The organism is Ancylobacter sp. TS-1, assembly GCF_009223885.1.
Classification (GTDB): domain Bacteria; phylum Pseudomonadota; class Alphaproteobacteria; order Rhizobiales; family Xanthobacteraceae; genus Ancylobacter.
Genome location: NZ_CP045144.1, coordinates 280,865 through 294,002, shown reverse-complemented (window position 1 = coordinate 294,002; position 13,138 = coordinate 280,865). Strand labels below are relative to the sequence as shown.

General features: G+C 70.3%; 14 protein-coding genes. 9 read left to right on the top strand and 5 right to left on the bottom strand.

The window, feature by feature from the left end; all coding sequences use genetic code 11:
- Window positions 1–20 precede the first annotated feature (20 nt).
- Window positions 21–1,430 carry a glutamine synthetase family protein gene (locus tag GBB76_RS01425; protein ID WP_371717028.1) on the bottom strand — a complete coding sequence of 470 codons (1,410 nt, stop codon included), beginning with the start codon at window positions 1,428–1,430 and terminating at the stop codon, window positions 21–23.
- Between the two features lie 172 nt (window positions 1,431–1,602).
- Between GBB76_RS01425 and GBB76_RS01420 the strand changes: the two genes are divergently transcribed.
- Together GBB76_RS01420 and GBB76_RS01415 are read left to right on the top strand one after the other, a co-directional pair.
- On the top strand, window positions 1,603–2,982 hold the full coding sequence (locus GBB76_RS01420; RefSeq protein WP_152301637.1) for an aspartate aminotransferase family protein: 1,380 nt from the start codon (window positions 1,603–1,605) through the stop codon (window positions 2,980–2,982).
- 100 nt (window positions 2,983–3,082) lie between these two features.
- A complete protein-coding gene (locus GBB76_RS01415) occupies window positions 3,083–4,462 on the top strand; it encodes a transaminase (RefSeq protein ID WP_152301636.1) in 1,380 nt (459 codons plus the stop codon).
- Window positions 4,463–4,495: 33 nt separating this feature from the next.
- Here GBB76_RS01415 and GBB76_RS01410 read toward each other — a convergent pair whose 3' ends face one another.
- Together GBB76_RS01410 and GBB76_RS01405 are read right to left on the bottom strand one after the other, a co-directional pair.
- Window positions 4,496–4,834 carry a rhodanese-like domain-containing protein gene (locus GBB76_RS01410; RefSeq protein ID WP_152301635.1) on the bottom strand — a complete coding sequence of 113 codons (339 nt, stop codon included), beginning with the start codon at window positions 4,832–4,834 and terminating at the stop codon, window positions 4,496–4,498.
- A 90-nt stretch (window positions 4,835–4,924) separates the two neighbouring features.
- A complete protein-coding gene (locus GBB76_RS01405) occupies window positions 4,925–5,944 on the bottom strand; it encodes a DMT family transporter (protein WP_152301634.1) in 1,020 nt (339 codons plus the stop codon).
- A gap of 199 nt (window positions 5,945–6,143) precedes the next feature.
- Here GBB76_RS01405 and GBB76_RS01400 point away from each other — a divergent pair, with 199 nt between their 5' ends.
- The 5 genes from GBB76_RS01400 to chrA all read left to right on the top strand — a co-directional run bounded on the left by GBB76_RS01400 (window position 6,144) and on the right by chrA (window position 9,893).
- Window positions 6,144–7,013, top strand: a complete 870-nt coding sequence (locus tag GBB76_RS01400) for a LysR substrate-binding domain-containing protein (protein WP_152301633.1) — start codon at window positions 6,144–6,146, stop codon at window positions 7,011–7,013.
- A gap of 200 nt (window positions 7,014–7,213) precedes the next feature.
- Window positions 7,214–7,642: a hypothetical protein gene (locus GBB76_RS01395; RefSeq protein WP_152301632.1), complete on the top strand. Its 429-nt coding sequence runs from the start codon at window positions 7,214–7,216 to the stop codon at window positions 7,640–7,642.
- Window positions 7,639–8,289, top strand: coding sequence for a hypothetical protein (locus GBB76_RS01390; protein WP_152301631.1), 651 nt, complete (start codon window positions 7,639–7,641; stop codon window positions 8,287–8,289). Before GBB76_RS01395 ends, GBB76_RS01390 begins: the two co-directional genes overlap by 4 nt.
- Window positions 8,290–8,343: 54 nt before the next feature.
- Entirely contained in the window at window positions 8,344–8,577 is a 234-nt protein-coding gene (locus tag GBB76_RS01385) for a hypothetical protein (protein ID WP_152301630.1), read from the top strand.
- 98 nt (window positions 8,578–8,675) lie between these two features.
- Window positions 8,676–9,893, top strand: a complete 1,218-nt coding sequence (gene chrA, locus GBB76_RS01380; protein ID WP_202911145.1) for a chromate efflux transporter — start codon at window positions 8,676–8,678, stop codon at window positions 9,891–9,893.
- A gap of 16 nt (window positions 9,894–9,909) precedes the next feature.
- Here the strand turns inward: chrA and GBB76_RS01375 are convergent, their stop codons facing one another.
- Window positions 9,910–10,680: an SDR family NAD(P)-dependent oxidoreductase gene (locus GBB76_RS01375; RefSeq protein ID WP_152301629.1), complete on the bottom strand. Its 771-nt coding sequence runs from the start codon at window positions 10,678–10,680 to the stop codon at window positions 9,910–9,912.
- Between the two features lie 342 nt (window positions 10,681–11,022).
- On the opposite strand from GBB76_RS01375, the gene GBB76_RS01370 reads away from it, so the two are divergent.
- Entirely contained in the window at window positions 11,023–11,613 is a 591-nt protein-coding gene (locus tag GBB76_RS01370; RefSeq protein WP_152301628.1) for a protease inhibitor Inh/omp19 family protein, read from the top strand.
- Window positions 11,614–11,926: 313 nt separating this feature from the next.
- On the top strand, window positions 11,927–12,166 hold the full coding sequence (locus GBB76_RS01365) for a transferase (protein WP_152301627.1): 240 nt from the start codon (window positions 11,927–11,929) through the stop codon (window positions 12,164–12,166).
- A gap of 63 nt (window positions 12,167–12,229) precedes the next feature.
- Here GBB76_RS01365 and pssA read toward each other — a convergent pair whose 3' ends face one another.
- Window positions 12,230–13,123 carry a CDP-diacylglycerol--serine O-phosphatidyltransferase gene (gene pssA, locus GBB76_RS01360; protein WP_152301626.1) on the bottom strand — a complete coding sequence of 298 codons (894 nt, stop codon included), beginning with the start codon at window positions 13,121–13,123 and terminating at the stop codon, window positions 12,230–12,232.
- Between the last annotated feature and the right edge of the window lie 15 nt (window positions 13,124–13,138).

Here is a 13,138-nt window from a genome sequence, read left to right as displayed (position 1 = left end):
TGCTCAACCCTTGGCCGTGCTCACAAATAGGTCTCGTACTCCAGCGGATTGATGCGGCGCTCGAAGGCCGCCAGCTCGGCCTCCTTCATGATCGCGAAGACGCGTTGATATTCGGCGCCGAAGGCGCGGGCCACGAAGTCAGATCCCGCGAAGTCGCGGATGGCCTCGCCCATGTCGTAGCTAAGGCCCGGGGCCCCCTGCTCATAGGCGTTGCCGGTGAGCGGCGGCGGCGGCTCCATCCCGCGCTCGATGCCCTCCAGCATTCCCGCCAGGATCGCCGCCAGCACGAGGTGCGGATGGGCGTCCGCCCCGGCGATGCGGTGCTCCAGCCGGCGCGCCTTGGGCGGGCCGTTCGGCACCCGCACCGCCACCGCGCGGTTGTCGTAGCCCCAGGAGATGCTGGTCGGCGCGTAGCTGCCCGGCACCAGACGGCGGAAGCCGTTATAGCTCGGCACGTAGAGCACGGCGGTGTCGGTCATGGTGGCGAGCAGGCCGGCCGCGCCCTGGCGCAGCAGACGCTCGCCGGCCTCGCCGGCGCCGAAGGCGTTGCCGCCGTCATTATCCGTCAGGCTGACATGCACATGCATGCCCGAGCCGGCGAAGTCGAGGAAGGGCTTGGCCATGAAGCTCGCCCGCACGCCGTGCTTGCGCGCCACGCCGTCGATCAGCCGGCGCAGCAATATGGCGTCGTCGGCGGCCGCCATGGCGTCGCGGCGGTGATAGAGGTTCACCTCGTACTGGCCGGGTGCCGCCTCGGAGATCACCGTATCGGCCGGCAGGCCCTGGATGCGGGCCGCCTCGCGGATGTCGTGCAGCAGCGGCGCATAGGCGTCGAGGTCGGACATCGAATACATGTTCTGCCGCGCCGGCCCGCCGGAAGAGGCCGGGAACACCGGCTCCGGCACGCCGCCGGGACCCGGCGCGGGCTTGAGCAGGTAGAATTCCAGCTCGAAGGCGACGCAGGGGTGCAGGCCGCGCGCGGCGAGGCGTTCCACCTGATGGGCGAGCTTGTGGCGCGGGTCGAGTTCCCACGGGCGCTCGCCACCGCGCCCGTCCGGCTCGTACATGGACAGCATGACCTGCGCCGCCGGACGCGGCGACCACGGCACCGGAGTCAGCGTGCCCGGCACGGGACGGCAGATGCCGTCGCGGTCGCCGGTCTCGATGTGGATGCCGGTCTCCTCCACCTCGCGGCCCCATATGTCGAGGCCGAAGATGGAGAGCGGAATGGCGACGCCGTCGCCCCAGATCTTGCCGCCCGCTGCGCCGGGGATCCATTTGCCCCGAAGCACGCCATGCGTGTCGGGCAACAGCACCTCGACGATCTCCGGCGCGCCATGGGCGGCGACATAGGCGCCGAACGCGTCGGTGTGAATATCGGTTTCGCTCGCAGCGGCCGTGGCGTCTCCCACGGCTTCGGGCAATGGCATGATCCACCTGGATAAAGTCGTCACGTCGATTTGGTCATGGCCGCAGGGGAGCGGTCAAGCCGGTGTCCTTGTGCCACGAGGAACGGCTTGACGCACGCAAAAATGTGATCACATTCTGCGGCAACCCTGTTCGGGACCCCTCCGGGACCCACTCTCACCGCGCGAGTGCATCATGCCGCTTCCCACCTCGACCGCCGCGCTGCGCGCGCTGGACGCCGCCCATCACCTGCACCCGTTCAGCGACATGAAATCGCTGAACGCCGAGGGCTCGCGCATCGTCGTGAAGGCGGAAGGCGTGTGGCTGACCGACTCCGAGGGCAACCGCATCCTCGACGGCATGTCGGGCCTGTGGTGCGTGAATGTCGGCTATGGCCGCGAGGAGATCGTCGAGGCGGTGGCCGCGCAGATGCGCGAACTTCCCTATTACAACACCTTCTTCAAGACGACCCACAAGCCGGCCATCGAGCTTGCCGCCAAGCTCGCCGAGCTGACCCCGCCGCAGTTCAACAAGGTGTTCTTCACCGGCTCGGGCTCGGAATCCAACGACACGGTGATCAAGCTGGTCCGCCGCTATTTCCAGATCAAGGAAAAGCCGGAGAAGAAGATCATCATCTCCCGCCGCAACGCCTATCACGGCTCCACCGTCGCCGCCGGCAGCCTGGGCGGCATGGCGCCGATGCACGGGCAGAGCGCGCCGATCCCCGACATCATGCACATCGCCCAGCCCTATTTCTGGGGCGAGGCGCGCCAGGGCGAGACGCCGGAGGAATTCGGCCTGCGCACCGCCCGCGCGCTGGAAGCCGCCATCGACGCCATGGGCGAGGACCGCATCGCCGCCTTCATCGCCGAGCCGATCCAGGGCGCCGGCGGCGTCATCATCCCGCCCGCCAGCTACTGGCCGGAGATCGCCCGCATCTGCCGCGAGCGCGACATCCTGTTCATCTCGGACGAGGTGATCTGCGGCTTCGGGCGCACCGGCAACTGGTTCGGCTGCGAGACCTTCGGCACCCGGCCGGACATTCTCGTCATGGCCAAGGGCATCACCTCCGGCTACATGCCGCTGGGCGCCGTGATGGTGGCCGACCGCGTGGCGGAGGTACTGCTGGAGGGCGGCGACTTCAACCACGGCTACACCTATTCCGGCCATCCGGCCGCCTGCGCCGCCGCGCTGGCCAATCTCGACATCATGGTGCGCGAGAAGCTGGTGGAGCGCGTCGCCGACGACGTCGGCCCCTATCTCAAGGCGCAGTGGTCGCAGCTTGCCGAGCACCCGCTGGTCGGCGAGGCGCCGATGGTCGGCCTCGTCGGCGCGCTGGAGCTGACCCCGGACAAGCGCGGCCGCACCAAATTCGCCGATGTCGGCAAGGTCGGCACGCTCGCGCGGGATTTCTCCTTCCGCAACAACCTGGTGATGCGCGCGGTCCGCGACCGGCTCATCATCGCCCCGCCGCTGGTCATCTCGCATGGCGAGATCGACGAACTGGTCGGGCGCGCCCGCAAGACGCTCGACGAGACCTATGCCGAGCTCAAGCGCTGGGGCTGGGTGGGCTGAACCGACCGGGGCCGCGCGCAGAGGTCTCCCCCAGGCTGCGGCGCGCGGCGCGAAATCGTGCTTAGATGCGGGTGAAGGCAAGCAATACGGGCCGGCCGCGATGAACGCCGTGACGTCGATCGCCGAAGGGCCGGGCGTAAGCCCGGCGCGCACCGCCGCGCTCCGCGCGGAGGCCGAGGCGCTTTATCTCGGCACAAGGCCCAACACCCGCGCCGCCGCCGGCGCCGCCGCGCATCTGCTCGACGGCGTGCCGATGCACTGGATGGTCGACTGGTCGACGCCGGTGCCGCTGGTCATCCGCGAGGCGCATGGCGCGCGGCTCCTCGACGTCGACGGCCATGGCTATGACGATTTCTGCCTCGGCGACACCGCCTCCCTGTTCGGCCACGGCCCCGCCCCGGTGGCGGAGGCGCTGGTGGCGCAGGCGCGCCGGGGCCTCGCCACCATGCTGCCGAGCCCGGATGCCGCCGCCGTCGGCGACCTGCTCGCCGCCCGCTTCGGCCTGCCCTTCTGGCAGATCGCCACCACCGCCACCGACGCCAACCGCTTCGCCCTGCGCGCCGCCCGCGCGGCGACCGGGCGCCCGCGCATCCTCGTCTTCGACGGCGCCTATCACGGCGCGGTGGACGAGGTGTTCGTCGAGATCGGCCCGGACGGGCGGGTGCGCAACCGTCCGGCGCTGATCGGCGAGCCGCGCGACCTCACCGTGCTGACCCGCGTGGTGCCGTTCAACGACCTCGACGCGGTGGAGACGGCGCTGGCCGACCACACGGTCGCCTGCGTCATCGCCGAGCCGGTGATGACCAACTGCGCCATGGTGCTGCCGCAGCCCGGCTTCCATGAGGGGCTGCGCGAAATCACCCGCCGGCACGGAACGCTGCTGCTGATCGACGAGACCCACACCCTTTCCACCGGGCCGGGCGGCTACACCGGCGCCTTCGGACTTCAGCCGGACATCTTCGTTGTCGGCAAGGCCATCGCCGGCGGGGTGCCGGCCGCCGTCTGGGGCATGAGCGAGGAAGCCGCCGCGCGCTTCGGCGCCGCCCGGCGCGGCCGGCCCGACGGCCATTCCGGCCTCGGCACCACGCTGTCGGGCAGCCCGCTCCAGCTCGCGGCGCTGCGCGCCACGCTGGAGAAGGTCGCCACCGACGACGCCTACGCCGACATGAACCGCCTCGCCGACCGGATGGAGGCGGGACTGTCGCAGGTGCTGGCGGCCGCCGGCCTGCCCTGGCACGTCGCCCGCTGCGGCGCGCGGGTCGAGGTGGTGCGCGCGCCCGCCCCGCTCACCGACGGAAAGCAGGCCAAGGGCGCGCATTACCCGGCGCTGGAAGCGGCGATCCATCTCGCATTGCTGGTGCGCGGGGTTCTGATCTCGCCCTTCCACGACATGATGCTGGCCTCGCCCGCGACCGGCGAGGAACAGGTCGAGCGGCTGATCGAGGCGACGCGCGACGTGGTGCGCCACCTCACCGCCTGACGAGGACGGATTGCCCCCGCCCCCGGGCCCGGCTCAGCCCTTGTCGGTATCGAACCCGGCGTCCTTCCAGGCGAGGATGCCGCCGGCCATGTGCCGGTGAAGGTCGATGCCGGCCGCCTGCGCGGCGGCGGCGGCCTTCTGCGAGCGCTGGCCGGAGCGGCACGAAAACACCAGCGTCTTCTCGCCCGGATCGGGCAGCGCGTGCGCGTCGAAGGTGGAGAGCGGAAAGTCGACCGCGCCGGGAATGCGCTCGGCCGCCGTCTCGTTCGGCTCGCGCACATCCACCAGAAGAATGGTCCCGGCTTCGAGCCCGGCCTTCACATCCTCGACCGAGAGATGTTCGATCACGCCGCCGAACGGATTGGGCTGCATCGTCTGCGCTCCTCAAGCTGTCCAGAGGCAGGTAGACCTACCGTCCCCGCTCTGCAAGAGGCGAGACGGCGCGTGGCGCGGCGGCCCGGCTCAGTTCGGCCGGGCGGTGGCGACGCCGGCGACCACCAGCAGCCCGCCGACGAAGACCGCCAGCGACGGAATCTCGCCGAACAGCAGCGCCGCCAGCGCCACCCCGACGACGATCTGAAGCAGCAGCACCACCGAGATCAGGCCCGCCGGCAACCGGCCCAGCGCGAAGGTGGCGAGCCCCTGCCCCGCCGCATGGGCGAGGATGCCGAGGCCGATCACCGCGAGGAGCCCCTTCAGGCTCTGCGGCAGCAGCGTCTCGCCGGTCGCCACCGCCCAGCCGAGGCAGAGCGCGGCGCCCGTGCTGGAGGCGATCAGCGACGCCATGCCGCCGCCCAGCGGCACCGCTTCGGCGGTAGCCGCGCGGCGCACGGCGCGCGTCGTCAGCATGTAGCCGGCATAGAACAGCGCCGCCACGACGCAGAGCAGGTCGCCGAACACGCCGACCGGATGGGCGCCGGTGCCGTTCGTGTGCAGCGCGCTGCTGGCGATGATGACGAGCGTGCCCGACAGCGCCATCGCCAGCGCGATCATCAGCCCGCGCGTGGGGCGTTCGCGCAGGATCAGCCAGCCGAACACGAAGACGAACACCACGGCGAGATTGCCGAGCAGCACCGCATTGGCCGTGCTGGTCTGGGCGAGCCCCTTGTGGAAGACGATGAGGTCGGCGCCGAAGAACAGCCCCGCCAGCGCCGCCAGCAGGAATTGGCGCCGGGTGAGCCGGGGCGCCGGTCGGCCGGCACCGGCGCTGCGCTGCGCCGAGCGATGTTCGGCATAGGCCCACACCAGAGTCGGACCGAGCGCGAAGAACAGCCGCCAGAAGCCGATCGCCGCCGGCCCGGCATCGGCCACGCGGACCAGGATCGGCGAGAAGCCGATGCACATCGCCGCCAGCACGACGGCGAAGAAGGCCTGCCGGCGCCGCTGCGCCTCGGCATCCGTCGCCGGGTGCGAGCCGGCCGGGAGGGAATCGGGAAGCGCGCACAGCGCGGGGGCCGCCAGGGCGGCGGGAGGCGGAGACATTGCCGGACTCGACGGAAGCGACGTTGCAACGGGAGATGGGAGCGGACGCCACAGCGGGCGAGCGCTCCGAATGCGTGTCTATCGCGGGATCTGGCATCGCAAAAGCGAATTTATTTTGTCGTTGCATTGACAATTCTGATATGAAGATCCGGGCGCCGGATGGCGCCGCGATCCACCTCCCAACGGGCCGGAGGCCGCGATGCGTCATCTCGATACCGAATCCCTCGGCATGCTGATCGCCATCGTCGACACGGGCGGCTTCACCGCCGCCGCCGAACGCGTGGGACGCACGCAGTCGGCCGTCTCGGCGCGCATCGCCCAGCTTGAGGACAGTCTCGGCGTGCGGCTGCTGGAGCGCTCGCGCCGGGGCATCTCGCTCACCGAGACGGGGGAGCGGCTGGTCGCCCATGCCCGCCGGCTGCTCGCCTATGAAAGCGAGGCGCTGGCCGACCTCAAGGGCGGCACGCCCGAGGGCAGCGTGCGGCTCGGCATGCCCGACGATTATGTCGACGCCTATTTCACCCCCACCATCGCCCGCTTCGCCGCCGCCTATCCGCGCGTCGAGATCTCGATCCGCTCGGACCTGTCCAAGAACATCGAGCCCGAGGTCGAGCGCGGGCATATCGACGTCGCCCTGCTGACCCGCGACCTGTCCCGCCCGACCGGCGAGCTGATCAAGCGCGAGAAGCTGCTCTGGCTGGCGGCACGCGGCCACCGGCCGGAGCGCAACGCCCCGCTGCCGCTGGCGCTGTTCCCCACCGGCTGCCGGGTGCGCCCGCACATCTCGGCGACGCTCGACAAGGCCGGGCTGAGCTGGCGCGTCGCCTGCACCTCCTCCTCGCAGGGCGGCATCCACGCCGCGATCGAGACCGGCCTGTGCATCACCGCCCTGCCGGAATGCGCGGCACCGGCCGAATGGCGCCGGCTCGGCCCGGCCGACGGCCTGCCGCCGCTGCCCGATATCGAGATCGCGCTGCTGCTGGCCCCCGCCGCCTCCTCGGCGGCGCGCCGGCTCGCCGACATGCTGCGCGCGGCGCTGGCCATGCCCTCGGTGGTCGCCGCCGCCTGAGACCTTCCCGACGGATTCGCGGACATGCCGGGCGGCCGCCAGCGCCCGGCAGGGTTTCGCCCGACTCGTTCAACAATCTTGGATTGCAGATATAATCGTTATGCACTAACGATTGTACCGTCGTTCGTTGGGCTTGTGGGGGATCCAGGGACATGGCGCGGCTGCCGAGACGGACACAACCGGCGGACCCGGACGCGCCCGTGCAGGCCTTCCGGCAGATCGTCGCGACGATCATGCTGCTCGCCTATTGCGTGCCGATCATCGGCTGGACCGTCTACGGCGTCACCCAGGTCAACCCCCGCGCCTGGGAACTGGAGAACGAATGGGTCCTCGGCACGGTGACCTCCTTCGCCGAGAACTCCACCGGAACGCTCAACCTGCTGCGGCAGATCCTGCTGCCCCTGCTGGCGGCCCTGACCGCGAGCCTGCTGGTCAGCAACACGCATACGCGGATCCTGTTCGGCGTGCTCGTCGTGGTGTCGACCCTGGCGCTGCTCTCCAGCCTGATCGGCGCCTTCCTTTTCGCGCCGGATCACTGGGAGAACGCGGCGGTGAACCGCGCCTTCTTCTCCGATCTCGCCTCCTCGCTCGCCGTCTATGTGATGCTTCTGGTCGGGCTGAAGCTATGAGAACGCACCTCTGCCAACGGTTCCTCGCCGCCGCCGCTCTGGCCGCCATCTTCGTATTGGCGCCCGAGCGCCCGGCGGCCGCGCAGGGCGCGACGGCCGATCCCTCGCAGTTCACGCTCCATTTCAGCACCGACCCCGACACCGCCCTCCAGCGCGTGTCGATCTGGCGCAATGGCGGGCGCATATCGCTTGCCGACGCGACGAACGGTCCACCACCGGGACCCAGGGTGCCGCTGCACATCGCCCTCGCCCCGCCGCTGCCCGAGCCGCTCTGGCTCGTGGCGGACTGGAAGAACGGCGGCGGTTATGCCGCCTACCCCATCCTTCTCGTCCATAGCCTCGCCGGTCTTCAGGCGGACATGCTGTTCGTCAAGGACGCCTCCGGCAAGCCATCGAGCCGGGACATCCGCCAGCGCTGCGAGCGCGAGACGGTCAAGGGCGACGAGCACGCGTTCCGCATGTACTTCTTCTGCAAGGCTGCCGCCGTCGCCATGGTCGAGGACGAGGACATTCTGCGGCGGGCGGCGCTGCAGGGCTGGCTCAAGGCCAACCGGGCATTGCTCGACGCCGTAAAGCCGGTCTCACCCTTCACCTACGACCCCGATCTGGCCGAGGCGCTGCGCAACGTCGTCGCCAAGGCCGACTAGGAGGGCGATCCCGAGAACTGGAAGCCGCTGCGCATCGAGGATGCCCGCCAGTTCGTGGAGGCCTTCGACGCGCGCGGCATCAGCCTCTACCGACTGGTGACGCCGCTGAAGAACGCCGGTGACATAGAGGGCGCGCTGGCGATGCTCGCCTATGTGAGCGCGGCCTATGACAAGCAGGTCGGGCCGGGCGGCACCCGCACGGTGGACGGGGTGAACCGCAAGCAGCTGGACGAGGACCGCGCCTATCTGGAAACGCTGCTGCGCGAACGCGGATCCCGGCGCCGCTAGCCTCGCATCCGCCGGCTTCGGGGGCCCCGCCGTCCGGCATTCGCCCGTCATCGAAATTTCACATGCATCGTGCCGGAGCGTGAGCTAACGCTCGCGCCATGAGCGAACCGCATCCCTCCCCCACAACCGCCCACGCCGGAACCTCGCGCGAGGTGTTCCTCGCCTTCCTGCGCCTCGGCGTCACCTCGTTCGGCGGGCCGGTCGCGCATCTCGGCTATTTCCGCGAGGATCTGGTGCGCCGCCGGCGCTGGCTCAGCGAGGAGACCTACGCCAATCTGGTCGCGCTGTGCCAGTTCCTGCCGGGCCCCGCCTCCAGCCAGGTCGGCATGGCGATCGGGCTGATGCGCGCCGGCCCCGCCGGCATGGCGGCGGCATGGCTCGCCTTCACCCTCCCCTCGGCGCTGATCATGCTCGCCGTCGCCTATGGCGTGATGCAGGCCGACGCCACCGGCATTGGCGGGGGCTGGCTCGCCGGGCTCAAGGTCGCGGCCGCCGCGATCGTCGCCGACGCGGTGCTGGGCATGGCGAAGAACCTGTGCCCGGACCGGACGCGCCGCAGCCTCGCCCTCCTCGCCGCCGCCGCGGCGGCATTGGCGCCCGGCGCCTTCGGGCAGATCGGCGTGATCGCCGGCGGCGCGCTGGCGGGGCTCGCCTTCATCCGGCTCGACACCGCGCCGGTGCACGAGCCGGCCGGTCATCACCTGCCGGGGCGCATCGCCTCGCTGGCCGCCCTCGCGCTGTTCGCCGCGCTGCTGGTCGGCCTGCCGGTTCTGGCGCGGGCGAGCGGCGATCCCGGCGTCGCGCTGTTCGACACGCTCTACCGCGCCGGCGCGCTGGTGTTCGGCGGTGGCCATGTGGTGCTGCCGCTGATCGAGGCCGAGCTGGTGCGGCCCGGCGGGCTGACGCAGGAGGTGTTTCTCGCCGGCTATGGCGCCGCGCAGGCGGTGCCCGGCCCGCTGTTCAGCTTCGCCGCCTATGTCGGGGCGATGATGCCGGGACCGCCGAACGGCGCTCTGGGCGGCGCCGTCGCGCTGGTCGGCGCCTTCCTTCCGTCGGCGCTGCTGGTCTATGCCGCGCTGCGCTTCTGGTCCCGCCTTGCCGCCGACCGACGGGTGCGCGACGCGATGGCTGGGGTCAATGCCGCCGTGGTCGGCCTGCTCGGCGCCGCCTTCTGGGACCCGGTGGTGACGTCGAGCGTCACGTCGGGCCGCAGCTTCGCGCTGGCGCTGCTCGCCTATCTCGCGCTGGTGCTGTGGCGCGTGCCGGCCTGGGCGGTGGTCGCCGGCGCCGCCTTCGGCGGCGCCGTATTTCTGTGAGGCCCGGCCCGGAGGCTCAGCCCCGCGTGACCTTGAAGGGCGAGAAGCTCTGGCAGCTCGCGAAGGCCTGGATGCGGTTGATGTTGACCCGACGGGGCAGCGTCGTGGCGAAGAACACCTGCTCGGCGATGTCCTCGGCCGTCATCGCATCGGTCCCGGCATAGACGCCCTGCGACTTCGTGGCGTCGCCATGGAAGCGCACCAGCGAGAACTCGGTCTCGACCATGCCCGGCTCGATATTGGTCACGCGCACGCCGGTGCCGGCCACGTCGGCGATCAGGTTCAGCGCGAACTGCTTCACGAAGGCCTTGGTGGCGCCGTAGGTGTTGCCGCCGGGATAGGGATAGTCGCCGGCCACCGAGCCGGTGAAGACCACATGGCCCTCCTTGCGCTCGACCATGGCCGGCAGCGTCGCGCGCACCGTGTACAGCAGGCCCTTGATGTTGGTCTCGACCATGTCGTCCCAGTCGTCGAGGCTGGCGGCCTGCGCCGGTTCGAGACCGAGCGCCAAGCCGGCATTGGCGAACACCACGTTGAAGGGGGCGAAGGCCTCCGGCAGCCCCGCCAGCGCGGCGACCAGCGCGTCATTGTCGCGCACATCGACCTCGAGCGGATGGAAGCGGGCGCCGAGTTCGTCGCGCAGGCCGATCAGGCGGTCGGCGCGGCGTCCGGTGCCGACGACATGGGCACCCGCCAGCGCGAAGCGCCGGGCGGTGGCGGCACCGATACCGGAAGTGGCTCCGGTGACAAGGACACGCAGGGTGGCAGGATCCAGCATCTGATACATGGCGCAGCTCCTCTCGCTGCGCCGCACATAGAGCAGTTCCGGCGAGAATTGAACGGCCTTCGTGTCCAATACGCCGGATATAAGCGCGGTCCGGGCCGCCCGAACGGGTCCGGAGGTAGCATCCGGGGGTGGCAGGTGCGCGCCCGGACCCGATGCGTTAAGGTCCTGTTGACCATGGCTGAAGCAATCTCGGCGAACGGAGCCGCCATTCCCCCGGGGTCATGCTGATGCCACGATCCTTGGGGAAACAGGGTCTTGTCGACGGCCCCAGGGCGCCGTACGCGTGATACGAATGGATAAACGTCCGGAACCGGTTCCGCCCGGACGAGGAGTGCAGGGCCGATGAAGCTTTCCGTTGCCGTCGCCACGACCGCCGCCGCCGTCCTTCTGGGCGGTTGCAGCACCGTTCTGGACGGCTTCGGCGGTTCGTCTTCCTCCCCGGTCGAGACCAGCCAGATCACCCCCGCCCCTTCCGGTTCGATCGAGAGTTCTCCCGTCGCCGCGCCGGGCGAGCCGGGCTACGGCGCCAACGCGTCGAGCGCCGCCGCCGCCGTCACGCCGCGCGCCACCACCGCCTCGGCCGTGGCGCTGTCGCCGCCGCCGGCCACCGCGCCGGGCGGCGTCGCCTATGCCGAGCCGGGTGCAGCCCGCACGCAGCTCGCCGGCACCTGGACCTATGGCTGGGACGACGGCCAGAAGAAGTGCAAAGTCACGCTGTCGACCGATCGCGGCATGACCGGCTTTGCCGCCAATGCCGACGTCGACTGCCCGAACGACATCTTCATGACCAAGGGCTGGGATGTGTGGGGCAACGAAATCGTGCTCCAGAATCATCTCGGCAAGGTCACGGCGCGGCTCCAGCCGGCGGCCGCCGGCCAGTATGACGGCGTCGCCACCGGCGATGGCGCCAAGGTCACGCTGACCCGCTCCTGAGAGCCGGACCTCGCGAATGACTGGACCAATCCAGTCATTTCGCAGATTTGATACCACCAAATACCGATAATCACTTATTCGCTGCCGGCGACGCGCCGTGCGACGGCGCAAAAACTGTCTCACATTCGAAATATCTGCCGCTTGTCTTCGTATTGTCTCGGATACCGGCAACCATGCGACTGTGAGAACTTCGCCACACCGGCATTCACATCCGCGGGAACTCGAAAATAGTTCGTGCGTTGCCGGACCGGGCGCCTCATCCTGTGCATGAGGAAAGCTGATTGATTCGCTCTGGCGATCGGAGGCTATTGTGATGCTGCAAACAGCGAGCGTGACAGTGAGTACCCCGTCCTCCGCCAAGGTGCGCGAGAGCGAAGCCGGGCGCGTCGCCTATGCGCGGCGCGAGCCCGCCTCGGTGGCCCAAATGATGTCCCAGCACCTCGATCTGGCGCGGCCGGGTTCGGACGCGGAGGCGTTGCGCCTGCTGCGCATCGCCTTTCCGGGCGCCTCGCTCACCGCGCGCGTCGAGGCCATGGCCCGCCGCCCCCGCTGAGGCTTTTACCCCCAGCACATCCGAGGCCGGACACCCGGCCTCGCGGCTTGGCCGCATGCGTCTTCAGTTGAGGTGGCTTGAGCGTCCGTCCGGCGCGTCCTTAGCGGCGCCGGCGGGAACGGCGTCTACGCTCGCGCCGGCCGCGAGGCGGGCCTCATAGGCGCGTGAAAGCTGCGCGTGCCGCATCGCCGAGAAGGGCAGCGCGGCGAGATAGCCGATGCAGATCACCGACAGCACCGTCCACGGCCACGTCACCAGAACGGCGACGAACAGCACCACGCAGATGAAGAGCGGCATCACCTTGTCGCGCGGCACCCGCGCGCCGAGCCGCTTGCCCGAGAAGGCCGGCACCTTCGAGACCATCAGCAGCGCCACGGCGAGACAGTAGGCGGCCGCCACCGCCGGCGAGGCCACGAGGCGCGGCAGGCCGATCAGTTCCAGATAGACCGGCAGCAGCACGCAGATCGCCCCCGCCGGCGCCGGAACGCCGGTGAAGAAGTCCGAGGCGAAGGGCGGCTTGTTGGGGTCTTCCAGCATCACGTTGAAGCGCGCGAGGCGCAGCGCCGCGCAGATCGCGAAGGCGAGCGCGGCGATCCAGCCCACCGAGCCCAGCGTCTCGAGGCCCCACATGTACAGCACGAGGCCGGGGGCCACGCCGAAGCACACGAAGTCGGAGAGGCTGTCCAGCTCGGCGCCGAAGCGCGAGGTGCCCTGCAGCAGGCGGGCGAGCCGGCCGTCGAGCCCGTCGAGCACCGCCGCCAGCACGATGGCGCCGAGCGCCAGCTCCAGCCGCCCCTCTATGGCCATGCGAATGCCGGTGAGGCCGGCGCACAGCGCCAGCAGCGTCACCAGATTGGGCAGCAGCACCCGCATCGGCACCGCCTGGAAGCGGCGGCGACGCGGCTCGGGCGTGTCCTGCTCGGCGTCAGGATCGAAGGGAGGGAACAGGTCGGCCATCTCTCGCGCTCGCTC

What these genes read in the sequence shown, in the direction of transcription:
- GBB76_RS01420 (WP_152301637.1), top strand. Translation starts at nt 1,603, where the DNA reads ATGCCGCTTCCCACCTCGACCGCCGCGCTGCGCGCGCTGGACGCCGCC.
- GBB76_RS01370 (WP_152301628.1), top strand. Translation starts at nt 11,023, where the DNA reads ATGAAGCTTTCCGTTGCCGTCGCCACGACCGCCGCCGCCGTCCTTCTG.
- GBB76_RS01425 (WP_371717028.1), bottom strand. Translation starts at nt 1,430, where the DNA reads ATGCCATTGCCCGAAGCCGTGGGAGACGCCACGGCCGCTGCGAGCGAA.
- GBB76_RS01415 (WP_152301636.1), top strand. Translation starts at nt 3,083, where the DNA reads ATGAACGCCGTGACGTCGATCGCCGAAGGGCCGGGCGTAAGCCCGGCG.
- GBB76_RS01405 (WP_152301634.1), bottom strand. Translation starts at nt 5,944, where the DNA reads ATGTCTCCGCCTCCCGCCGCCCTGGCGGCCCCCGCGCTGTGCGCGCTT.
- GBB76_RS01400 (WP_152301633.1), top strand. Translation starts at nt 6,144, where the DNA reads ATGCGTCATCTCGATACCGAATCCCTCGGCATGCTGATCGCCATCGTC.
- GBB76_RS01410 (WP_152301635.1), bottom strand. Translation starts at nt 4,834, where the DNA reads ATGCAGCCCAATCCGTTCGGCGGCGTGATCGAACATCTCTCGGTCGAG.
- GBB76_RS01390 (WP_152301631.1), top strand. Translation starts at nt 7,639, where the DNA reads ATGAGAACGCACCTCTGCCAACGGTTCCTCGCCGCCGCCGCTCTGGCC.
- chrA (WP_202911145.1), top strand. Translation starts at nt 8,676, where the DNA reads ATGAGCGAACCGCATCCCTCCCCCACAACCGCCCACGCCGGAACCTCG.
- pssA (WP_152301626.1), bottom strand. Translation starts at nt 13,123, where the DNA reads ATGGCCGACCTGTTCCCTCCCTTCGATCCTGACGCCGAGCAGGACACG.
- GBB76_RS01365 (WP_152301627.1), top strand. Translation starts at nt 11,927, where the DNA reads ATGCTGCAAACAGCGAGCGTGACAGTGAGTACCCCGTCCTCCGCCAAG.
- GBB76_RS01375 (WP_152301629.1), bottom strand. Translation starts at nt 10,680, where the DNA reads ATGTATCAGATGCTGGATCCTGCCACCCTGCGTGTCCTTGTCACCGGA.